Raw genomic sequence first — 20,224 nt, forward strand, 5'->3', positions numbered from 1 at the left:
AGAATGGAATCACCACGCCGCCAGGCCGCTTATCGCCTGGCGCGTGATCTGCAGGCCGTGGGCCACGACATTGCGGCGCCAGACGCTGGAAACAGGGACGAACGCATCGATCAGGTCGGCGCGCAGTTGGGCGTCGCGCGCGGCATCGGGGGCTGCGCAGGCCTGGAAGCGCAGCCATTGGTCCAGCCGCAAGGCCGGACGCATCTGCGGCCCGCGGGTGCCGAATTCGACGACGGCTCCCGCCAGCGGTCGATCGCCGAGCGCTTGCTGCACGCCGCGGAACACCAGCCCCTGGTAGTCGGGCCGGGCCAGGCCGTGCGGGCGCTGCCCAAGCACGCGGTCCGCGCCCCACCATGTGGCGGCCTGTGCCTGTTCCGCGCTGCCGTCGGGGTTGAAGCACAGAAAGAAGGGCTCGCCATACTCGCCGATGCCGGTATGCCAGTCGATGAACGCCACCCGCTCGCTAGCGCCCAGGTGTTCGTCGACGATGCGGCGCAGCGTGCGGTTGGACCATTCGGGCCCGAGGCCGCCGTAGACCAAGCCGTCCGGATGCGTGTACTGGCCGCTGGCCGTCACGTTGAAGAGCGCGTCCGCGCCGTGTTCCTGGCGAAAGCGTTCCAGCGCCTGCGCACCGGCTTCCAGTTCGGCTTCGGTCCAGTGCCGTGGAATCAGGTGCGGGTGCAGGGTGGCGTAATGCGGATTGGCCGGCGCCGGCTGGGTGTGATCGATGAAGTTGCGGTTCAGGTCGACATTGTTTTCGGTGGTGCGTGTGTCATGGGCGTAGCCATAGGGGTTCAACGCGTGCACCAGCACCACGTTGACGTCGTCCGGCAGCGGCAGGCCGCCATCCACCTGTAGCCACGCCAGCTGCACGGCCGAACCGGCAGCGCCTTCCAGACCATGCGTGCCGCTGATAGCCAGGTGGGTTCGGGCGGCGTCAGGTCGCCCCAGCACCGCGACGTCCACCGTCAGCGGCCGGCCTTGCGGATCCTTGGCCGTGGGATGCTCATGGCGTGACAGCGCTGCGCCGCGCGCGGCGGCCGCCGCGACGAAGGCTGCGCGCGCCGCTGCATAGTCGGCGGAAAAGCAGGACCAGTAGTCTGGCAGGGGCTGGCCCATCATGCCTCCTGCACAAAGACTTGAAGCGCGCCGGCGGCATGCTCGGGCGCCACCGCCAGTTCGCCTTGCGCATTGGCGCGGAAAGGGACCTTCCTGGCGTCGAACCAGGCCCGCGTCTGCTGGATGTCGCGCACGCCGATGATGGACCCGGCAAACCAGCCGCCCTGGCTGCTGGCGGGCAGACCGACAGGCACGCGCACGTGCGGGAAGCGCTGCTCGAAGGCTGCGGGCGTGAGGAAGTCGATGCGCAGGCTGCCGCGCCGCACTTGCAGGCCGTTGTCAGGCAGCTCGCTGATCGCGATGGCCCCGAGGACGCGCTCGTAGGCGGGACGGAGGGTGCGCGGGTCCGGGTGCACGGCGATCAGGGCTTCGATGCGGCGCGCGCCGTTGGCGTGATCCTGCCATTCGGGGCGGTACACAAGATGGCGCGTGAGATGGCCGCAGGTGAAGAAGTCGGGCACGGCGAAAAGACCGGCCGGAAACTGGGTGTTGTTCCAGGCGGCGTCTTCGCTGCCTTCTGGCAGGTGCACGGGCCGGCCGCCGCGCTGAGGCGGCTCGGCGTCTATGCCCAGGCGGGCAAGCTCGGCGTGCACGGCGCTGCTATCGGTGGTTTGCAGCGCGACCGACACCGGGCCCTCGTAGGCGTCATCGAAGCCGGCGAAGCGGGACTGGTCCCGCAACTCGGGCGGGAAGGCCAGCAGCTCCAGGTAGTTGGCGTCCAGGATCAGGGTCTGGTTGCGCGTGCCGCGATGGTGCCGGCCCTGCGGCGCCAGAGAGAAGCCCAACTGCTGGTATTGCTCGGTGGCGGCCTGAAGATCATGCACCCGGATGATGTAGTGGTCCAGTCCGGTGACTGAGGGTATGGACATCGCGTTTCCTGATTTTGCTTGACGGAGACGGGCAGTCTGGCCGATGCGGGCGGCTGCCAGAACGATTGAATTCGCATGTGGATATTTGTTTTCTGGTGGCGCGCGGGCGTGGCGTCCGTTCGCATATTCATATCTGAAAGTCTTCTTTGTCCTGGACTGCGCCGGCACGCAGCATGGAGGTCCGTTCAATGCACACTTATCGATAAAGACATGGCAACTCGCAATACACCGGGCCGCGCCCGCATCGCAATCACCCTCGCGCTGGCCTTGGCCGCCGCAGCGGCGCAGGCCGACGCCACCCTGGACAAGGTCAAGGAACGAGGCACGGTCACCATAGGCGTGCTGGCCAATGGCGGCGTGTTCGGCTCGCTGGATCCCGCCACGCAACAATTGGTGGGTTGGAATCCCGAACTGGCGCGTGAGCTGGCCAAGGGCTTGGGCGTGAAAGCGGAATTGGTGCAGGTGCAGACCGCCACGCGCACGCAGTTCCTGATTTCGGGCAAGGTCGATCTGCTGATCGCATCCATGGAGCTCAACCCCGAGCGCGCCGAGATACTGGGTTACGCGCCGACCCCATTCTTCCGCGTGGGAGGCACGGCCGCCACGCTGAAGACCAGCGGTATCGCCAAATGGGAGGACTTGCGAGGCAAGCCCGTGTGCGTGTCGCAAGGCAGCAGTTTTGCGCGGCCTTTGTCGGCCGACTACGGTGCGGTGGTCAAGGGCTACAAGAGCTCTTCGGATTCGCTGCTGGCGCTGCGCGGCGGCCAGTGCGTGGCGGCGGTGCATGACTCGACGCTGATCCAGCCCTTGCTGCGCAGCAATCCCGAATGGAAGGACTATCACGCGCCCATCGCCTCGGAAGTGCTGCCCGCGAACTCAGTGGTCTGGACGCGCAAGGGCGAGACGGACACCATCGCCGCCGTGGACAAGGTGATCCAGGACTGGCATCGCACGGGCTGGCTGATCGCAACGGAAAAGCGCCTGGGCATCGCTCCGCCGCAGCCGCTGCTGCAGGAGCTGAACGCGAAGTACAAGCAGGGAAGCTGAGGCGGGCGCGGGCATGTTCGAATCGGCATTGCAAGCCTGGGTCGGCTTTTTCAAGCCGCTGGGCCTGAACTATGGCTTTGTGCTAGACGCGGGCGAGTTGTCCGCGTTTGGCCGGGGGCTATGGGTAACGCTGCAACTGTGTGCATGGACCATCCCGGTCAGCCTGTTGTTCGGCGTTCTCATCGCAGCGGGCCTGACCAGTGGCAGAGCCTGGCTGGCCAGGCCGCTGCAAGCGTTCGTGGAAGTCACTCGCAATACGCCCACGCTGGTTCAGCTGTACTGCGCCTTCCTGGTGCTGAACATGCTGATCACGCAAAAGCTGGGCGGCGGCAGTCCGATAGCGCCGTTCGCGTGGGTCGTGATCGTGGTGGCGCTGCACAAAGGGGTATTCCACGCAGAGGCGCTGCGCGCGGGGATCGAAGCGGTGCCCGAGGTAACGATGGAAGCGGCGCGCTCGCTGGCGTTCTCGCGCCGCCAGATACTGACGCAGGTGCAGTTGCCGCTGGCCGTGCGCTTTGCGCTGCCGGCACTGGTCAATAACCTGGTGGACCTGGTGAAGATGACCGCCATCGCCTCGGCCATCGCAGTGGGCGACGTGACCTATGAGTCCATCATGATCTGGTCCTACCGCGACAACGTGCTGGAACTATTGCTGCTCATCCTGCTGTATTTCGGTCTGCTGACCTGGTTGGTCGGCTTGGTCGGGAAATGGCTGGAAGAACGCTTGAGGATGCCTGGCTATGGCCAATGATCTCGTCTTGCCGACGCGCCGGTCTGGGGCAACGGGCCTTTGGCTGCCGGCGGTGTTGCGCGATCCCTGGCTTGCGCTGCTGTTGGCGCTGGCGGCGCTGAACCTGGCCTGGGCGGCCACGGGGACGGCGCCCGCCGCCGTGCTGGCGTTGTGGCATTGGTGGCCGGCCTTGTTGCGGGGCTTGGCGATGAACATCCAGATCAGCGTGCTGGCGATGGCGCTGGGCACGCTGGCTGGCTTGGTGGTAGGCGCGGTTTCGCTGTCGCCATCGCCGTTGTTGCGTCGATTGACGCGCGCCTACGTGTTGCTGTTTCGCAATGCGCCCATCCTCGTGCTGGTTTACTTCACCACCTATGTGTTTCCCTTCGAATTGGCGCTGGGAGGATGGCGGCTGCCATTTCCCGACTGGCTCAAGGTGGTCATCGGCCTCGGGCTGCCAGCCAGCGCGAATGTGGCGGAAATCTTCCGGGGCGCGATCCAGTCCATTCCCAGCGCCCAATGGGAGGCGGCCCAATCCCTGGCGTTTCGGCGCGCGCAGATCTTCCGGATGATCGTCCTGCCGCAGTGCCTGCGGCGGATGCTGCCGTCCTGGATGAACCTGTATGCCAGCATCACCATGAGCACGTCGCTGGCCTCGCTGGTGGGCGTGCACGACCTGGTCGATGCCGCCACGGTAGCCAGCAATACCGTGTCGCGCACCGATTTCACGATATTGGTCTATTTCACGCTATTGGCGCTTTTCTTCGCCTATTGCTATCCCATCGCGCGCTGGACGCGGTATCTGGAACGACGCCATGAGCATTATTGAATTCGAGGCGCGCGCCGCCGCTTTCCCTTCCGCGGCCGAGACATCGCTAGTCAGCCTGCATGACGTGCATCTGGCGTTTGGCCAGACCGAGGTGCTCAAGGGCATAGACGTCGAAGTCAAGCAGGGCCAGGCGGTGTCCATCATCGGACCTTCGGGCTCCGGCAAGTCCACCATCCTGCGCTGCATGACGGGACTATTGCGCCCGCAACGCGGGCGGATCCAGGTGGGCGGAGTGCGCGTCGATGCCCTGAAGACCGAGTCCGAACTTATCGCGTTGCGCAAGCGCGTGGGCTTTGTGTTCCAGCAGTACAACCTGTTCCCGCACTTGAGCGTGCTGGAGAACCTGACAATCTCGCCCATCAAAGTGGGCGGGCTGCCTCGGGCCGAAGCCGAGGCGCGGGCTCGCGAGTTGCTGGCCAAGGTGCGGATGGAGCACAAGCAACACGCCTATCCCGGCGAGTTGTCGGGCGGCCAGCAGCAGCGCGTCGCGATCGCGCGCGCGCTGGCGCTGCGGCCCGAGCTGATTCTGTTCGATGAAGTGACGTCGGCGCTGGACCCGGAAATGGTAGGGGAAGTCCTGACGGTGATCCGTGAGTTGGTGCAGGACGGTCTGACCTGCGTGTTGGTGACACACGAAATGCGCTTTGCGGAAGAGATCAGCGACGTCGTGTACTTCACGGAGGCCGGCCGCATCGTGGAGTCAGGGCCGCCGGCGCGGCTGTTCGGGGCCCCCTCCAGTGAACGCACGCGCGCTTTCCTGCAACGCGCGATCGGTGCAACGCCGCTGCGCGATGCCGCGCCCGATCCCATACAGACCTATTTGCATATCGATCCGCTGCGCCTGGCGGTGTGAACCTTGATGGAGTTGCGCATGACTTTTGCATACCTTGTGCCTGTATATCCGGAGGCGCGCTCATGAGCCTGTCAGATGCCCGCATCCAGACCCGGCTGGTGCATGCCGGCTTGCCTGAACTGACTCAGGGCTCGGGACCGGTGAATGTGCCGGTGGTACGTACCAGTACCGTGCGCTTTGCGGATACGGCTACGCAGGCTGCCCTGGGCCGGCAGCGCGCTGCCGGCGAGCGGATAGCCACCTATGGCCGCCACGGGCTGGACACTCATCAAGCGTTGGAAGAGGCAGTGGCATCGCTTGAGGGAGGCTACCGGACGGTGCTGGCGCCCTCAGGCCTGTCCGCCATCGTGCTGGTGTTGCTGGCGACGTTGGCGCCGGGCGAACACGCGCTGGTGGCCGACAGCGTCTATTCGCCGGTGCGCAAGGTGGATCGCGCGCTGCTGCAGCGCTACGGGATAGAGGTGGAGTACTTCTCCGCCACGCGGGACGCCCTGGAGCCGCTTATCCGTCCGAATACGCGCCTGCTGTATCTGGAATCGCCCAGCTCGCTCTTGTACGAAGTGCAGGACCTGCCGGCGTTGGCTGCGGTCGCGCGGCGCCACGGCGTGCTGGTGGCGGCGGACAATACCTGGAGCGGTGGTCTCTACTATCAGCCGCTTGCCCTGGGCGCGCACCTGTCCATCCAGGCGGCGACCAAGTACCTGGCGGGCCATTCCGACGTGATGATGGGCGTGGTGACCGTGGACAGCGCTGAATTGGCCGCGCGCTTGGGCGCGACCCACGACGCGCTAGGCCTGTCGGTGGGGGCGGATGATGCCTATCTGACCTTGCGCGGCCTGCGCACGCTGGATGTGCGGCTGGCCCGGCATTGTGAAAACGCGCTGGCCGTGGCTGAATACCTTGCGCGGCACGACGATGTGGCAAACGTCTATTACCCCGCGCTGGCGCAAGACCCCGGCCACGCGGTGTGGCGGCGGGACTTCAGCGGCGCCAGCGGCCTGGTGTCGTTCGCATTCCGTCATCCCGATGCGTCGGCTGCCTCGCGTTTCATTGATGCCTTGCGCTATTTCTCCATCGGCGCCTCCTGGGGCGGCTACGAAAGCCTGGCACTCGAGGCCGCGCCGGAACGCCTGGCCGAGCATCGCTATTGGCGGGATGGCCTGCCCGCGTCGTCCGTAGTGCGGCTGCACATAGGCCTGGAAAGTCCGCTGGATCTGATCGGTGACATGGAACGCGCGTTCGCGGCCACGCGCGAGGCCTTGCGGCGCAGCGCCTGATGCATATGCAAATGAGCGGTTTTCTTTAGGGTTTCCGGCTATGTAGAAGCAACGTTTACCTCTTTGTCCGTCAGTACCCGCGGCCACTAGAATTTGCCTTGTTCCATGATTGGCGGCAGGGCATGTCTACTATTGTTTCCATCGGATCGGTGCAGCTTCCTTTTCTTGCTCAACGGCAGGAGGCGGTACGCGAGTTCTATCGGCATATCATCGGCCTGGACGAGGTGGCCGGCACCGGAGGCCAGCGCTTGTTGTTCGCGCTGGGCGAAGCGACCTTGTCGCTGTCGCCGGTGGAAGAGGTCAGCCGTGAAGTGAAGCCCGACTACCTCGCCCTCAGGACCCGCGCCTATGACGACATCCTGGCGCGCCTGCGGCGGGCGGGGCACCATCCTGTGTGTTCCTTGCCCAATGCCGAGCCGCGCGTGATGTACGTGAAAGACCCCTCCGGCAATCAGCTGGCTTTCCTGGGCTGAGGCGCGCAATGAACTTCCAGCAATTGCGCTCCGTGCGCGAAGCCGTGCGGCAGGACTTCAACCTGACGGACGTTTCCGAGAGCCTGCATACCTCTCAACCCGGGGTCAGCCGCCAGATCCGCGAGCTCGAGGAAGAGGTGGGCGTGGACATCTTCGTGCGCTCGGGCAAGCGGCTTATCGGCTTGACTCCGCCCGGCGAACTGATCCTGCCCCTGGTCGAGCAGATCCTGCAATGCGCGGACAACATCCGCCACGCTGGCGCGGAGTATGCCGACAGCCGCAGCGGTGTGTTGTCCATCGCGGCGACCCATTCGCAGGCGCGCTACGCCTTGCCTCCCGTCATCAAGGAGTTCCGCGAACGCTATCCCGAGGTGGTACTGCATCTGCACCAGGGTTCGCCCAAGCAGGTGTCCGAAATGCTGCTGGAAGGCGAAGCCGATATTGGCGTGGCCACGGAAGCCGTGGCCGACTATCCGGGGCTGGTAAACCTGCCGTGCTACCGCTGGAGCCACAGCATCATCGTGCCTCGTGGCCATCCGCTGGAGCGCCAGGAGGACGGTGTCAGCCTGTCACAGCTTTCGCGCTATCCCATCATCACATACGGACGCGGCTACACCGGCCGGGCGCATATCGACGAGGCCTTCGCGCGGGCGGGCATCACCCCGGATATCGTCATGACGGCGATGGACGCGGACGTGATCAAAACCTATGTGGAACTGGAGCTGGGGGTCGGTATCGTCGCCTCGGTGGCTTGGGACGCCGAACGCGACACGCGCCTGCGCGCCATCGACGCGCGCCATCTGTTCGAGATCAACCTGACGCGGCTGGCGATACGTCGTGGCGCATGGCTGCGGGGCTACGCGTTTCATTTCGTGGAGATGTTCGTCCCCACGCTGACCCGTGAAATCGTGGAGCGCGAGTTGAAAGGCGAAGCCTGAAGCGCAAGCCGCAGGCGAACCACCGCTCGGCGCATATCCATAGTTGCATCCCTTCGTTCCCGCCGAAACCTGGCGCACGTAGGCTGATCCTTTCTTCTCCTTGGATATCGGGTCAGCACATGAGCACATCTATTCATCCGTCCGCGGCAGCGCACATTCACGCCGAACGGGCGCAGGCCGTGCGGGAATTCATCGCGCAGGCGCGCAGGCTCGCGCCTGACGCGGCCAGCGCCACGCGCGCGCAGCTGGCGGAGGTCGCAACATTGCTGGAGGCCTTGGGAAGGCGCCGCGAGCTCTTTCCGGAAGACGCGTTCGCGGTGGTGCCGGGCAGGCCGACCGCCATCTACCGGCTGTCCGAAGACCTGGACGGCGGCTACGCGCTATACCTTTCCCTGGGCGCGCCGGGCAAGGCGCAACCGCCGCACGACCATACGACCTGGGCCATCATTGCCGGCGTGCACGGCAATGAGCGCAACGAGGTGTATGCGCGTGAACGCAGCGCGGACCCGTTGCGCGACGTGCTGACTCACGTAGGGCGCGTGGACGTGCAGCCGGGCAGCTCCATTGTGCTGGGGCCGCAGGACGTGCACACCATCGAGCTGGTGGGGGATCAGCCGGGCGCGCATTTGCACTTCTATGGGCTGGCGCTTGATCGCCTGCATGGCCGTGTCGTGTTCGAAAGCACGGCGGGGGGCACCTACCGCAGGTTTTCACCGCCCGCCGCGATCTATCACGCGCGCATTTCGGGCCAGGCCTTGCAGGATGAACTGCGCGGTGCAGCCGAGATCGCGGTGCTGGACGTGCGCGAAGCCGGCCGCCATGCCCGGCGCCACCTCTTGCATGCCGTGCCCGCGCCCTTGTGGCGGCTGGAGCTGCTGGCCGACCGGCTGGTGCCACGGCGCGATACCCACGTCGTGCTGGTGGACGATGATGAGACGCTGGCGCACCAGGCCGCGGCGAAGTTGGCGCGGCTGGGCTGGACGGACATTTCGGTGCTGACGGGCGGCACCGACGCCTGGGAACGGGAGGGGCGGGAACTGTTCTCGGGGACCAATGTGCCCAGCAAGGCATTCGGTGAAGTCATCGAGCACGAAAAGCGCACACCCTGGATAGACGTGGACGAACTGGACGAGCGGGTGGCGCGCGGCGAGGACATCGTCGTGGTCGACAGTCGCACGCCCGAGGAATTCCAGAACTTCACCCTGCCTTTCGCCCACAGCCTGCCCGGCGCGGAGCTGGTGTACCGCATCGGCGAGCTGGCGCCCGATCCCAACACCTTTGTCGTGGTGAACTGCGCCGGACGTACCCGCAGCATCGTCGGCGCGCAGACGCTGATCGACGCGGGCATACCCAATCGCGTCGCGTCCCTGCGCAACGGCACCATGGAGTGGCTGCTGTCGGGCCGCGACCTGGCCTATGGACGGCGCGCCACGCTGCCAGAGCCGGCGGAGCAGACGCAGGCCGCGGCCCGCCAGCGGGCGGAGGGCGTGGCGCGCCGCGCGGGCATCGCGCATATCGACAGCGCCACGCTGCGGGCATTCGAAGCGGAGCAGGGCGCGCGCACGCTCTATAAATTCGACGTGCGCACCCGGGAGGAATACGAGGCCGGCCATCTGGAGGGCTGGCGCTGGGCGCCGGGCGGCCAGTTGGTGCAGGCCACGGACGAGTACCTGGCCACGCGCCGCGCCCGGGTGGTGCTGGCGGACTGGGACGGGGTGCGGGCCTTGACCACTGGCGCCTGGTTGGCGCAGTTGGGCGCGGTGGAGGTGTACCGGTATCAGCCGCCCGCCTTGGCTGCGCGGCAAAGCGGACCCGAACCGCGCCGGGTGTTGCGGTATCGCCCCGACGTGCCCGGGCTGCGGCCGGATGCGCTGCGATCCGCGTTGGAGGACGGCGCGGCCGTGCTGTTCGATGTGGATTCGCGGCTAGCGTATGAGCGCGGTCACGTACCCGGTTCCCGCTACGCCGTGCCCGATCGCCTGAGCGAGTTCCTGCCTGAAAACCCGGAGCTGACCATCGTGCTGACCTCCGCCGACGGCATATTGGCGAGCGTGGTCGCCGCCGAACTGGCGTGGCGCAGCCAACGGCCGGTGCGCTATCTGCTGGGCGGCACGCGCGCCTGGGCGGCGCAGGGCCTGGAGCTGTCCCGCGGCGCGGCAGGCGTGCTGACCGCGGACGACGACCAAAGCATCAGCCCCTATCTGTTCGACGACCTGGCTGCGCGGGACCAAGGCTTTCGCGAGTACCTGGATTGGGAACTCGGCCTGGTGGAGCAACTGGAGCGGGACGGCAGCAAGGATATCCGGCTGATCGGGCAGGCCTGAAGTGCCTGGTCAATTGGCCGACTGCCTGCGGTCGGCGCCTGCGTCAAGCCGCGATGGCGTTGATCGCGTCCGTCAGGTCGTCGGCGTGCACCATCAGCTCGCGCGCCTGGCACAGCGTCGGGTATTGGTGCAGCACGCTTGCCCACTGCGGCGACTCCAGCAGCAGTTGCCAGACGGGCGCGAGAGCCTGGGCGGCGTTCTGGTCTTGCGCCGCGCGGCTGGCGTATTCCAGGCTGGGCGGCGCGGAGAGCAGCTGCATGCGGCTGGCGGCGCTGAGCAGGCGCGGGATGGATTCGGCCGGGCCGTCGCAGAAGTAAAGCACGGTCGCGTCGAGCCGCGGGCCGTCGACGGGCAGCCCGCGCAGCGACGCGCCGCGCAAGGCAAACCGGCCCTGGCGAGTGCTGAATGCGTAATCCGTCTGGGGATCTGCGTGCGCCAGCAGGCGCAGCCCACGCAGCAAGCGCGGGAAGTCGGTGGCGGCGGCGTCGGCCGAAGCCTTGGCTTCCAGCAGCAGGCAGAGGTCCCAGGCGGGCGGCGCGTTTTCGTCCGCGCAGCGGCGCAACAAGGCGGCATCCCATTCACTCTTGGCTCGTTCGGCGTTGGCGGGGATGGTTGGCGGAACACGCATCGAGGACACGGCCTGGTAGGCCTGCCGGCCTTCCGCGTCGTTGAGCCGGCGGGCCAGGGCTTGCAGCGCCTGCAGGGCCAGCGCCTCGACGGCGTCGCCGCGCCGCCGCGACGCGTTGCCCTCGGCCAGGGCGCCGGCGCTGCCGGGACGCGGGCCTTGCTGCTCCCAAAGCGCGCGGTAGCGGCGAACTTCGTCCTCGGCGGCCAGTTCGTCCAGGCGCCGCAAACGTTCGAGGGCGGGGCTGGCGGGCAGTCTGTCCAGCGCCGCCGCGGCGGACGGCTGGCCGGTGGCCGAGCTCAGGGCGAGCAGATGGCGCGCTGCGGCGGGCAACGTCGTCCATGATTCGGACACCGCTGCCGCGTGCAGGGCTGCCATTGCTTCGCGAGCCGGGCCGGCGGGCATGCGCTCCACCTTGGCGGGATGGGCTATAGCGTTGGCGGCGGCGATGATCTCCCGTCGATCCTGGGCGGCGCGGGCGGACAGGGAAGCGTACTCGCGCACGGACGCAAGGCGATGCCGCAGCAGCATGGCCTGGAACACCGGATCGCCGTCCGGTTCGCGCAGGGCGTCGCGGATCAGGCGCTCAAGGGCGTCGAGAAACGCGTGCTTGAGCGCGGGCGGTGGCATGCCGCCGGCTTCGAGCGACAGGCGGGCCCGTTCGATGGCGACAGCCAGCGCGGTCGCGGGCGAGGCGCCCTCGGTGGGAATACGGGAGATGGCCGGCACGCTGTAGCGCCGGGCGGTCCGGCGCAGCGTGGCGTCGAGCAGGGACTGGGAGGGCGGCTGGGGCATGGCGCCCCAAGGCTACCGCGATGCCGCCGGCGCGGCAAATGCGCCGCCCTGTCCGGCCGGCGCTTACTTGAACAGCGCGGCGTTTTCTTGCAAAGCGGTGTCGGCGCATTGCGCGTCCAGGTTGCCTCCCGGCGCGCCGGCCACGCCGATGGCGCCGATCACGGCCGAGCCGGCCTTGACCGGTACGCCGCCGCCCAGCACCAGGAAACCCGGAATGTCCGTCAGGGTGGCCGCCGCGGGGTTCTTCTGGACGTTTTCCAGCATGGTCAGCGTGGGGGTCTTGGCCGATGCAGCGGTGAACGCCTTCGCGCGGCTGGCTTCGATGGTGTGCGGGCCGGCATTGTCGGAACGGGCGAAAGCCTTGAGCAGGCCGGCGCGGTCCACGACCGAAGCGCTGACGTTGTAGCCTTTGGCCTGGCAGGCGGCGACGGTGGCGGTCGCCAACTTCTGCGCGTCGGCCATGGACAGGTTGCTTTCGTTGAGCACGGCGGCGTTGGCGGCGCCGGCGCAGGCGAACAGCGTGGCGAGGGCGATGAATTTGGGCGACATGTCTGTGTCCTTTGTGAAGTCGATGACAGGAGCAGACAGATTAAAGACGGGGGCCGATCCGCGGTATTCGGTCGGCTACGCTGGGGCCTCCGTAGCGCTACGGAGGCGGCCGGCGGATCAGGGGGCGGGATCCAGCAGGCCGGCGTATTCGCGGATCAGTCCGGCCAGGTTTACGGCTTCCAGCTTGGCGAACACATTGGCGCGGTAGGTTTCGACGGTACGGGGAGACAGGTCGAATTCGCGCGCGATTTCTTTGTTGCTCAGGCCCAGGACGATGCGCTCCAGCACGTCGCGCTCACGGCCGGAGAGCCTGTCCAGGCGCTCCTGCGCGGCTTGGGTGACCGCAAGCTTTTCGCGGCTGGCGATGTGGGTGCGCACGGCCGCCTGCACGGCGTCCAGGAAGACATCGTCGTCTACCGGCTTTTGCAGGAACTCCATGGCGCCGCCCTTGAAGGCGCGGCGGCACAGGTCCACATTGGCGTGGCCGGTCAACATGACCACCGGCAGGTCCGAGTGCTCCGCCAGGCGGCTCAGCACGTCCAGCCCGCTGATGCCCGGCATGCGGATGTCCAGCACGACGCAACCGATGGACTGCGGAGGTAATGCAGCCAGAAATACCTGGGGGTCGCCAAAACCTTCGCTGCGCAGGCCGACGCTGCGCAGGAGCAGCGCCAAGCCGTCGCGCACGGCGTCGTCGTCGTCGACCAGATAGACCAGCGGGGATTGTTCGAGCATAAGAGATTCCTGCGTAGTCATGCGGCGGCGCCCGCCCGTGGCAGGCTGACCGTGAAGCAGGCGCCGGCCGGGCTGAGATTGCGCGCGGCGATGCGGCCGTCCATTGAGCCGGCCAGCGTGTCGCACAGCGCCAGTCCCAGGCCCATGCCCTGCGGCCGCGTGGTGTAGAAGGGAGCGAACAGCCGGGGCAGCGCGTCGGCGGCAATGCCGGGGCCGGTATCGCTGACGCTGAACAGGTAGGTGTCGCCATCCGCGCGGCCCTCCAGCGAGATCTGGCGCGGACCGGAGACGTCTGCCAGGGCGTCGGCGGCGTTCTGCACCAGGTTGTGCAGGATCTGCTCCAGCGCGACGCGGTCGCCCAGCGGGCGGACGCCGGGAGTGGCGTTGTGCCAGCTCAGCCGTATGCCTTGCCGGGCCAGTTCCGGTTCGCGCAGGAAGCGCAACGAAGCCACCAGCGCATCGGGGTCCAGCGCTACGCGCCGGGCGGGCGAGCTGGGCTGCACCAGCGCGCGCATGCGGCTGATGATGTCCGCGGCGCGCTTGGCCTGCTCGGCGCTCGCCAATAGCGCATGGCGTACGGCGGGCCTCTCCTCGTCGTCATCCAGCAGCCGTTCGGCAGCGCGGGTCTGGGCCAGGATGGCGGTCAGTGGCTGGTTCAGCTCGTGGGCGATGCCCGCGGCCATTTCACCCAGCGTGCTCAAGCGAGCCATGGCGCCCAGGCGCAGTTGCTCCTGTTGGCGGCGGGCCTGCGCGCGCGAACGTTGCCAGGCAGCGGCGCCGGCAACCAGGAGCGCGCTGGCCAGGCCCCAGGCCAGCCAGGTGGGCCAGGGCCAGGCGTCCGGTGTCAGCTTGCGGGTGCTGCGCATCTGGAAGGGCTGGCTGGCAGCGCCCAGTGGCTTTTGGAGGGCCAGCGGCCAGCCAGGCGCGCCGGTATTGGGCTGCTTGTCCAGCAGGGTCAGGGGCGTCTGGCCTACGGTCAGGGTCAGCGTGGCCAGCCCGGGGGGGAAGTCGCCCGCGGGAACGAGCTGGCTGGCGTCCAGCAGCAGACTCCAGCCGGAAGGCGCCACCAGCCAGTAGCGGGCGTTGTCCACCGGCAGCGTCACCGGCCGGGCCAAGGCACGCGCCCGTTCGACGGCGGACGCCAGACCCGCCGGCTCCGGCAGGCTGCCGGACCAGGCCCCGCCAGGCAGATAGCCCAGCCCCAGCAGTTGCGGCATTGCCGGCCGCAGACTGGGGTAAAGGCGTTCCGGAGCAGGGGGATGGGATAGGGCGGCCAGCGTGGCCAGCACGGCTTCATGCTGCACCGTTTTCTGGCTCAGCATGCGCTGCGCCACGCTGGTGCTCTGGGTGAAGCGATCGTACTGGTCTACGTAGTCCTGCCGCCCGATCCAGAAGGCGCCCAGGGCGAACAGGACCAGCCAACAGAAGAAGGCGCGTGCGCGCGATAAGGGATTCACGCGTGAAATTATGCCTTGCGGCCGAACCGGGCAGGAATCCGTAGGGCTACGGAGGGGGGCTCAGGCGGCCAGCCGCTGGGCGTCCGGCGTCCCCGCAGGCGAACTGGCCGCTACCGCGATCTGATAGAGCGCCGCCACCAGGTCCGATTGCGTGACCAGCCCGACCAGATGGCGAGACTCGTCCAGCACCGGCACGCAATGCAGGCTGTCCGACATGGGGCGGGCCAGTTCAATGACGGGCAGGCCCGGGGTGGCGAAGGGCACTTCACTACGCATGCAGTCGGCCACCAGCAGATCCGCCGCGGCGCTGGCGTCGGGCGCGACCGCCGTCAGCCGGGTCCTGCGCGCCAGTACGTCGCCCTGGCTGATCATGCCGGCATAGCCGCCGGCGGAATCCAGCACCGGCAGCGCCTGCAAGCGGTGCTTGTCGAACAGGCGGACGGCATAGTCGAGCGGGTCCTGTGCCTGCACCGTCACCACGTCGCGCGACATGATGTCGGCGCAACGCACGTCGCCGAAGCGGCGCACGCTGGCGCGCATTTCCGCGGCCAGCACGATTTCTTCCAGGTCTTCCTTGCTGATGTCCAGCAGTTCGCCGCGCTGCGTCAGCGCGTCGTCCAGGTCGGCCAGGCTAAAGCCCAGGCGGGCGCTGGGCGCCAGGTCTCGTGTGTGGTGGCCCACGGCGGGGTCGGCGTGGCGGCGCGGATAGTTGCGCTTGAGCGCGCCATTGAAGACCACGGCGATGCACAGCAGGATGGCGGAGTTCAGCGCCACCGGCCAGAGCGCGAAACCATAGCCCAGGCTGGCGACCGAGGGGCCGCCCAGCACCGCCGTCAGCGCCACGGCGCCGCTGGGCGGATGCAGGCAACGCAAGGAGAACATGGCGCCGATGGCCAGTGCGACCGCAACGGCGGCGGCTACGCCGGGCACGGGAATGAATTGGGCGCAGAACACGCCGATCAGGGCCGATACCAGGTTGCCCGCCATGATGGACCAGGGCTGGGCCAGCGGACTGGCGGGGGCGGCGAACAGCAGTACGGCGGACGCTCCCATCGGGGCGATGAACCAGGGGCTGGCGTCGCCCAGCGCGTGGCGGCCCACCCATTCCGTGCAGAACAGGCCGAGCAGCGCGCCCAGCACGCCGTAGAGTTTCTCGCGTCCGTTGACGCCCACCGGCGCTGGCGCGAACGAGCCCAGCCAGCGCTTGATTGCTACACCCAAAACGATCTCCTCGCGCATCCAAAATATGTCGCGGGGCGACAATTTATCATGCGAGGCAAAGCTGCGCTGCATAAGCTTATGCGGCCAGGAAGGATCAATCCTGGCTGGGATCGTCCCCGATGCGGGTCAACAGGCGCGTCAACAGCGGGCGCATGGCGCGCAATTCTTCCAAGTGCGACGCGGACAGGTCTTCCAGCATGCGTTCCGCCTTGGCGGTCAGCACCACCTCGACGCGGCGGCCGTCCTCGGGGTCGCCTTCGCGGCTGACCAGGTCCAGGCGGGCCAGCCGGCCCACCAGTTCGGCGGCGGTATGCGGGCGGATCAACAGGCGTTCGGCAATTTCTCCCACGTACAGGCCTCGGCGGCCCGGCGTGCTCTTGCGCGTGCCCTTGATGGCGAGCAGGGCCTGGTGCTGTTGCGGCATCAGGTCCAGGCCGGCTGCGGCGTTTTCACTGAATGCGGCAAAGCGGCGCAGCGCATAGCGGAAGTCGGCCAGCAGCTCGTAGTCCGTGGCGGATAACTGAGTAGGGGGCGGGAGCGGTTTCACCCGGCCGATTCTAATATATATCGTGATACGATATAAATGACATTTCGCAAATCCCTGCGGAATTCTTCCCGTCTTCGTACATGTCTTCCACTTCTTCCTCCGCCCGGGCCGCGCTGCGGCTGGGCGACTTCACCACGGACAAGCGCGTCGTCCTGCTCATGGGGCTGGCGATTCCCGTCGGCCTGGCCAGCGTGGGCGCCGCGTGGGCGCTGTTGCGCCTGATCGCGCTGTGCACCAATCTCGCCTATCACCATCGGTTCTCGTTTGCGGATACTCCCATTGCCGCGAGCGATCTGGGCCTGGCTTCGGTGGCCATACCGGTGGTCGGCTGTCTCATAATCGGGCTGATGGCGCGCTATGGCTCGGAGAAGATCCGCGGCCACGGCATTCCGGAAGCCATGGAAGCGATCTTGATCGGCAAGAGCCGCATCCAACCCAAGGTGGCAGTGCTGAAGCCGGTTTCCTCGGCGGTGTCGATAGGCACGGGCGGCCCATTCGGCGCCGAGGGTCCCATCATCATGACGGGCGGCGCCATCGGCTCCCTGCTGGCGCAGACCATCCACCTGGACGACGGCGAGCGCAAGACCCTGCTGGTGGCGGGCGCCACCGCGGGCATGACGGCCATCTTCGCCACGCCATTGGCGGCGGTGCTGCTTGCGGTCGAGCTGCTGTTGTTCGAATGGAAGCCGCGCAGCTTCCTGCCGGTGGCGATGGCCGCGCTGGTGGCGGCGGCCACCCGCGCCTTCGTGTTGGACGCGGGGCCGATATTCCCATACTCGGGTTCGCTGCCGTTCACGCCCGCGCACCTGCTGGCCTGCGCCGCCGTCGGCGTGCTGGCCGGACTGGGTTCGGGCGTGCTCACTTCGATGGTCTACGCGGCGGAAGACTTGTTCGAAAAGCTGCCCCTGCATTGGATGTGGTGGCCGGCCTTCGGAGGCCTGGTCATCGGCATAGGCGGGCTGATCGAGCCTGCGGCGCTGGGGGTGGGGTACGACAATATCCGCCATCTGCTGGCCGCGGACCTGGCATTCCAGGGCGTGCTGCTGCTTCTCGTGGTCAAGGTCATTATCTGGTCCGTCGCCTTGGGCTCTGGCACGTCGGGCGGCGTATTGGCGCCGCTGCTGATTTTTGGCGGTGCGCTGGGCGCCTTGGCCACGCCGTTGCTGCCGCAGGCCGATGCGGGCTTCTGGGCGCTGCTGGGCATGGCGGCCATGATGGGCGGGACCATGCGCGCGCCGTTGACCGCGACGCTGTTCGCGGTGGAACTGACGGGTGATATGGGCGCGCTCTTGCCGGTACTGGCTGCCTGCGTCTTTGCTTACGGGGTCACGGTGCTGCTGTTGAAGCGTTCCATCCTCACCGAAAAAATCGCGCGGCGCGGCCACCACGTGAGCCGTGAGTACCGCGTGGATCCCTTCGACCTGCTGCGCGTCAGCCAGGTCATGACCACGCCGGTGCAAACCCTGCCGGCCGACTGGACCGTGGCGCAAGCCATCGTGCATTTCACGACTGCGCAGCCGGTGCACACCAGCTATCCGGTGGTGGACGCCCAGGGCGCGGTGGTAGGGGAAGTTACGCGCGCCGACTCGCTGGCCTGGGCGCTTGACGAAGATCAGTCCGCGCGCACGCTGGGCGAAGCCTTGCAGGGCCGCGAGCTGATCTTTGGGCATCCGGAGGAACTGGCCAGCCAGCTTGCCGACCGCATGGCCTTGTCTGGCGCGGGGCGCGTGCCCATCCTGGACCGGGCCAACGGCCGGTTGGTGGGCATCGTCGGACGCAAGGACCTGTTCCGTTCGCGCGCGCGGCGGTTGCGCGAAGAGAGCCAGCGCACCGCGTACTTCCGCCGCACGCCCTCACCGGGACGGTGATGCGCGCAGTTCCCACAACACGTCCAGCACATGCTGGGTGGCTTGCTCGATATCTCCGGCGCGGTGCGCGATGCCTAGCGGCCGCCAGAGCGCGGGCCGTAGCGCGCGCATGTCGATGCGGGGGTCCGGCTGCGGCGCGGTGGCCTCATGCGGCAGCAGCGTCGCTCCGTAACCCGCGGCCACCAGGCTCTTGATTGCGTCGTTGTAGTTCAGCTGGATGCGCGGGCGCGGATTCAGGCCGGCGGCCGCGAACCATTCCGCGGTCAGGCGCGACAAGCGCGTGCTGGCGTCGTTCAGGATCAGCGGGCGCTCGGCCAGCCAGGCCGGCGTCAGGCGCGCGGGCGCCTTCCAGCCTGCGGGCAGGAAAGCCATCACGGGATCGCGCCGCCAGGGCCGGAGCACCAGCCCCTCCAGTGGCGGTTGAGGCAGTGCCACCAGACCCACGTCCAGCGAGCCGTCGGCCAGGCGCAACAGGGTTTCCTGGGAGGTCAGCACGGCCACTTGCACATCGATGCCGGGGTGGTTGCGCCCCAGCGTTTCCAGCGCTTGGGGCAGCAGATGCGCGATGGCGCCCGTGGATGCGCCCAGCCGGACCCGTCCGGCCAGCCCCTGCACTTGCCGCTGCACATCGTCCAGCGCCTGGTCGGCGTCGGAAAGCAGGCGCCGCGCCCGCTCCAGCAGGGTTTCGCCGATGGGTGTCGGCCGCACCTGGCCGCGCTTGCGTGTGAGCAGGGGCGCGCCGATGCGTTCCTCCAGGTCGGCCACGTGCAGGCTGACGGTAGGCGGCGCCAGGTGCAGGGCGCGGGCGGCATCGGCGAACGAGCCCAGGTCGGCGATGGCGACCAGGGTGCGCAAGCGGTCCAGGCTGATTTCACGCATGAAGATTGTTCAGGATTACTGAATTGAACGATCATGATATTCGACTTTTGTTATCCACGATCCCGTCCGATGATGGAGTCCTGCGCCGGGATGGTTCCGGCGTTCCCTTGATCCAGGACGTACGCGCCATGACTCAACCTCTTGTTTTCATCGACGGCGACCAGGGCACGACAGGGCTTCAGATCCACGAACGCCTGCATGGGCGCACGGATCTGCGGCTGCTGACGCTGCCCGCGGCCGAACGCAAAGATCCGCAACGCCGGTCGCAGGCGATCAACAGCTGCGACATCGCCATCCTGTGCCTGCCCGACGAACCGGCGCGCCAAGCCGCGGCTTCCGTCGTCAATCCGCAAGTGCGCGTGATCGACGCCAGTTCCGCCCATCGCACGGCGCCGGGCTGGGTCTACGGTTTTCCGGAGATGAATGCCGGGCAGGCCGGCTTGATCGCCCAGGCCCGGCGCGTGAGCAACCCGGGTTGCTATCCCACGGGCGCCGTCGCCTTGCTCGGTCCGTTGGTGCGGGCGGGATTGGTGCCGGCCGATTATCCGGTGGTGGTGCACGCGGTGTCGGGCTACTCGGGCGGCGGGCGTGCCGCCGTGGACGCCTACGAGGCCGCGGATCGCGGGGCCGGACCTGCGCTGCAACTGTACGGCTTGGGCCTGGCGCACAAGCACACGCCGGAGATCGAACGGCATGCGGGCCTGACCCAGCGGCCGGTGTTCGTGCCGGCCTATGGCGCCTATCGGCAGGGCATCGTGCTTACCGTGCCATTGCAACTGCGTCTGCTGCCGCCGGGCGCCGACATGCGGCGGTTGCATGCCTGCCTGCAACAGCATTACGAGGGCGCCGCGCACGTGCAAGTGGTGGCTCCGCAGGATGCGGCGGCCCATACGCATCTGGACCCCCAGGCGCTGAACGGGACCAATGATTTGCGCCTGGCCGTCTACGGCAATGCGGAGCATGGACAGGTGCTGCTGACTGCGGTGTTCGACAACCTGGGCAAGGGGGCGTCGGGCGCTGCGGTGCAGAATCTGGACCTGATGCTCGCCGCGATCCGCTGACCGACAGGCCAAGGCCGTCCATGGCGGG

19 protein-coding genes are annotated in these 20,224 nt (G+C 67.6%); 10 read left to right on the forward strand and 9 right to left on the reverse strand.

Going from position 1 to position 20,224, the window contains the following annotated elements; all coding sequences use genetic code 11:
• Positions 1 to 9 precede the first annotated feature (9 nt).
• Both VCS63_RS13495 and VCS63_RS13500 read right to left on the reverse strand, forming a co-directional pair.
• A complete protein-coding gene (locus VCS63_RS13495; protein ID WP_323880316.1) occupies positions 10 to 1,119 on the reverse strand; it encodes a M14 family metallopeptidase in 1,110 nt (369 codons plus the stop codon).
• Positions 1,119 to 1,988, reverse strand: coding sequence for a VOC family protein (locus VCS63_RS13500; protein ID WP_042793484.1), 870 nt, complete (start codon positions 1,986 to 1,988; stop codon positions 1,119 to 1,121). Before VCS63_RS13500 ends, VCS63_RS13495 begins: the two co-directional genes overlap by 1 nt.
• Before the next feature lie 210 nt (positions 1,989 to 2,198).
• On the opposite strand from VCS63_RS13500, the gene VCS63_RS13505 reads away from it, so the two are divergent.
• The 8 genes from VCS63_RS13505 (at position 2,199) to VCS63_RS13540 (ending at position 10,459) form a co-directional block, all read left to right on the forward strand.
• Positions 2,199 to 3,035, forward strand: coding sequence for a transporter substrate-binding domain-containing protein (locus VCS63_RS13505; protein WP_042793485.1), 837 nt, complete (start codon positions 2,199 to 2,201; stop codon positions 3,033 to 3,035).
• A gap of 13 nt (positions 3,036 to 3,048) precedes the next feature.
• Positions 3,049 to 3,786: an amino acid ABC transporter permease gene (locus VCS63_RS13510; protein ID WP_076813361.1), complete on the forward strand. Its 738-nt coding sequence runs from the start codon at positions 3,049 to 3,051 to the stop codon at positions 3,784 to 3,786.
• Positions 3,776 to 4,594 (forward strand): amino acid ABC transporter permease, encoded by an 819-nt coding sequence (locus VCS63_RS13515; RefSeq protein WP_323880041.1) that lies wholly within the window; start codon positions 3,776 to 3,778, stop codon positions 4,592 to 4,594. Before VCS63_RS13510 ends, VCS63_RS13515 begins: the two co-directional genes overlap by 11 nt.
• Positions 4,581 to 5,447: an amino acid ABC transporter ATP-binding protein gene (locus tag VCS63_RS13520; RefSeq protein WP_323880043.1), complete on the forward strand. Its 867-nt coding sequence runs from the start codon at positions 4,581 to 4,583 to the stop codon at positions 5,445 to 5,447. The genes VCS63_RS13515 and VCS63_RS13520 overlap by 14 nt, the downstream gene beginning before the upstream one ends.
• A gap of 62 nt (positions 5,448 to 5,509) precedes the next feature.
• Positions 5,510 to 6,724: a cystathionine beta-lyase gene (gene metC, locus VCS63_RS13525; protein ID WP_323880044.1), complete on the forward strand. Its 1,215-nt coding sequence runs from the start codon at positions 5,510 to 5,512 to the stop codon at positions 6,722 to 6,724.
• A gap of 122 nt (positions 6,725 to 6,846) precedes the next feature.
• Positions 6,847 to 7,197, forward strand: coding sequence for a VOC family protein (locus VCS63_RS13530; protein ID WP_042793490.1), 351 nt, complete (start codon positions 6,847 to 6,849; stop codon positions 7,195 to 7,197).
• Positions 7,198 to 7,205: 8 nt separating this feature from the next.
• Positions 7,206 to 8,135, forward strand: coding sequence for a CysB family HTH-type transcriptional regulator (locus VCS63_RS13535; RefSeq protein ID WP_042793491.1), 930 nt, complete (start codon positions 7,206 to 7,208; stop codon positions 8,133 to 8,135).
• Positions 8,136 to 8,254: 119 nt separating this feature from the next.
• Entirely contained in the window at positions 8,255 to 10,459 is a 2,205-nt protein-coding gene (locus VCS63_RS13540; RefSeq protein WP_323880046.1) for a rhodanese-like domain-containing protein, read from the forward strand.
• A 43-nt stretch (positions 10,460 to 10,502) separates the two neighbouring features.
• On the opposite strand, the gene VCS63_RS13545 is transcribed toward VCS63_RS13540, so the two are convergent.
• The 6 genes from VCS63_RS13545 to VCS63_RS13570 all read right to left on the reverse strand — a co-directional run bounded on the left by VCS63_RS13545 (position 10,503) and on the right by VCS63_RS13570 (position 16,388).
• The gene (locus VCS63_RS13545; RefSeq protein WP_149064612.1) at positions 10,503 to 11,879 is read right to left on the reverse strand and encodes a 3-deoxy-D-arabino-heptulosonate 7-phosphate synthase; all 1,377 of its coding nucleotides are present in this window, start codon (positions 11,877 to 11,879) and stop codon (positions 10,503 to 10,505) included.
• A 63-nt stretch (positions 11,880 to 11,942) separates the two neighbouring features.
• On the reverse strand, positions 11,943 to 12,428 hold the full coding sequence (locus VCS63_RS13550; protein ID WP_042793494.1) for a GlcG/HbpS family heme-binding protein: 486 nt from the start codon (positions 12,426 to 12,428) through the stop codon (positions 11,943 to 11,945).
• Positions 12,429 to 12,545: 117 nt separating this feature from the next.
• On the reverse strand, positions 12,546 to 13,163 hold the full coding sequence (locus VCS63_RS13555) for a response regulator transcription factor (protein WP_323880048.1): 618 nt from the start codon (positions 13,161 to 13,163) through the stop codon (positions 12,546 to 12,548).
• Positions 13,164 to 13,180: 17 nt separating this feature from the next.
• Entirely contained in the window at positions 13,181 to 14,620 is a 1,440-nt protein-coding gene (locus VCS63_RS13560; protein ID WP_323880050.1) for a sensor histidine kinase, read from the reverse strand.
• Positions 14,621 to 14,680: 60 nt separating this feature from the next.
• A complete protein-coding gene (locus VCS63_RS13565; RefSeq protein WP_164793642.1) occupies positions 14,681 to 15,859 on the reverse strand; it encodes an HPP family protein in 1,179 nt (392 codons plus the stop codon).
• A 76-nt stretch (positions 15,860 to 15,935) separates the two neighbouring features.
• The gene (locus VCS63_RS13570) at positions 15,936 to 16,388 is read right to left on the reverse strand and encodes a MarR family winged helix-turn-helix transcriptional regulator (RefSeq protein WP_063640701.1); all 453 of its coding nucleotides are present in this window, start codon (positions 16,386 to 16,388) and stop codon (positions 15,936 to 15,938) included.
• 80 nt (positions 16,389 to 16,468) lie between these two features.
• On the opposite strand from VCS63_RS13570, the gene VCS63_RS13575 reads away from it, so the two are divergent.
• Positions 16,469 to 18,256, forward strand: coding sequence for a chloride channel protein (locus tag VCS63_RS13575; protein WP_323880052.1), 1,788 nt, complete (start codon positions 16,469 to 16,471; stop codon positions 18,254 to 18,256).
• On the opposite strand, the gene VCS63_RS13580 is transcribed toward VCS63_RS13575, so the two are convergent.
• A complete protein-coding gene (locus VCS63_RS13580; RefSeq protein WP_042793497.1) occupies positions 18,242 to 19,135 on the reverse strand; it encodes a LysR family transcriptional regulator in 894 nt (297 codons plus the stop codon). The genes VCS63_RS13575 and VCS63_RS13580 overlap by 15 nt on opposite strands.
• 128 nt (positions 19,136 to 19,263) lie before the next feature.
• On the opposite strand from VCS63_RS13580, the gene argC reads away from it, so the two are divergent.
• Complete coding sequence (gene argC / locus VCS63_RS13585; protein ID WP_063640911.1) at positions 19,264 to 20,196, forward strand: N-acetyl-gamma-glutamyl-phosphate reductase; 933 nt, start codon at positions 19,264 to 19,266, stop codon at positions 20,194 to 20,196.
• Positions 20,197 to 20,224: the final 28 nt, after the last annotated feature.

Source organism: Achromobacter sp. D10 (genome assembly GCF_035282245.1).
Lineage (GTDB): Bacteria > Pseudomonadota > Gammaproteobacteria > Burkholderiales > Burkholderiaceae_B > Achromobacter > Achromobacter insolitus.

Bases quoted from the DNA above. Each gene is read 5' to 3' on its own strand.
- VCS63_RS13545 (WP_149064612.1), bottom strand. From the start codon at position 11,879: ATGCCCCAGCCGCCCTCCCAGTCCCTGCTCGACGCCACGCTGCGCCGG.
- VCS63_RS13565 (WP_164793642.1), bottom strand. From the start codon at position 15,859: ATGCGCGAGGAGATCGTTTTGGGTGTAGCAATCAAGCGCTGGCTGGGC.
- VCS63_RS13505 (WP_042793485.1), top strand. From the start codon at position 2,199: ATGGCAACTCGCAATACACCGGGCCGCGCCCGCATCGCAATCACCCTC.
- VCS63_RS13500 (WP_042793484.1), bottom strand. From the start codon at position 1,988: ATGTCCATACCCTCAGTCACCGGACTGGACCACTACATCATCCGGGTG.
- VCS63_RS13540 (WP_323880046.1), top strand. From the start codon at position 8,255: ATGAGCACATCTATTCATCCGTCCGCGGCAGCGCACATTCACGCCGAA.
- VCS63_RS13580 (WP_042793497.1), bottom strand. From the start codon at position 19,135: ATGCGTGAAATCAGCCTGGACCGCTTGCGCACCCTGGTCGCCATCGCC.
- VCS63_RS13520 (WP_323880043.1), top strand. From the start codon at position 4,581: ATGAGCATTATTGAATTCGAGGCGCGCGCCGCCGCTTTCCCTTCCGCG.
- VCS63_RS13555 (WP_323880048.1), bottom strand. From the start codon at position 13,163: ATGCTCGAACAATCCCCGCTGGTCTATCTGGTCGACGACGACGACGCC.
- VCS63_RS13575 (WP_323880052.1), top strand. From the start codon at position 16,469: ATGTCTTCCACTTCTTCCTCCGCCCGGGCCGCGCTGCGGCTGGGCGAC.
- VCS63_RS13530 (WP_042793490.1), top strand. From the start codon at position 6,847: ATGTCTACTATTGTTTCCATCGGATCGGTGCAGCTTCCTTTTCTTGCT.
- VCS63_RS13535 (WP_042793491.1), top strand. From the start codon at position 7,206: ATGAACTTCCAGCAATTGCGCTCCGTGCGCGAAGCCGTGCGGCAGGAC.
- VCS63_RS13550 (WP_042793494.1), bottom strand. From the start codon at position 12,428: ATGTCGCCCAAATTCATCGCCCTCGCCACGCTGTTCGCCTGCGCCGGC.
- metC (WP_323880044.1), top strand. From the start codon at position 5,510: ATGAGCCTGTCAGATGCCCGCATCCAGACCCGGCTGGTGCATGCCGGC.
- VCS63_RS13495 (WP_323880316.1), bottom strand. From the start codon at position 1,119: ATGGGCCAGCCCCTGCCAGACTACTGGTCCTGCTTTTCCGCCGACTAT.
- argC (WP_063640911.1), top strand. From the start codon at position 19,264: ATGACTCAACCTCTTGTTTTCATCGACGGCGACCAGGGCACGACAGGG.
- VCS63_RS13510 (WP_076813361.1), top strand. From the start codon at position 3,049: ATGTTCGAATCGGCATTGCAAGCCTGGGTCGGCTTTTTCAAGCCGCTG.
- VCS63_RS13515 (WP_323880041.1), top strand. From the start codon at position 3,776: ATGGCCAATGATCTCGTCTTGCCGACGCGCCGGTCTGGGGCAACGGGC.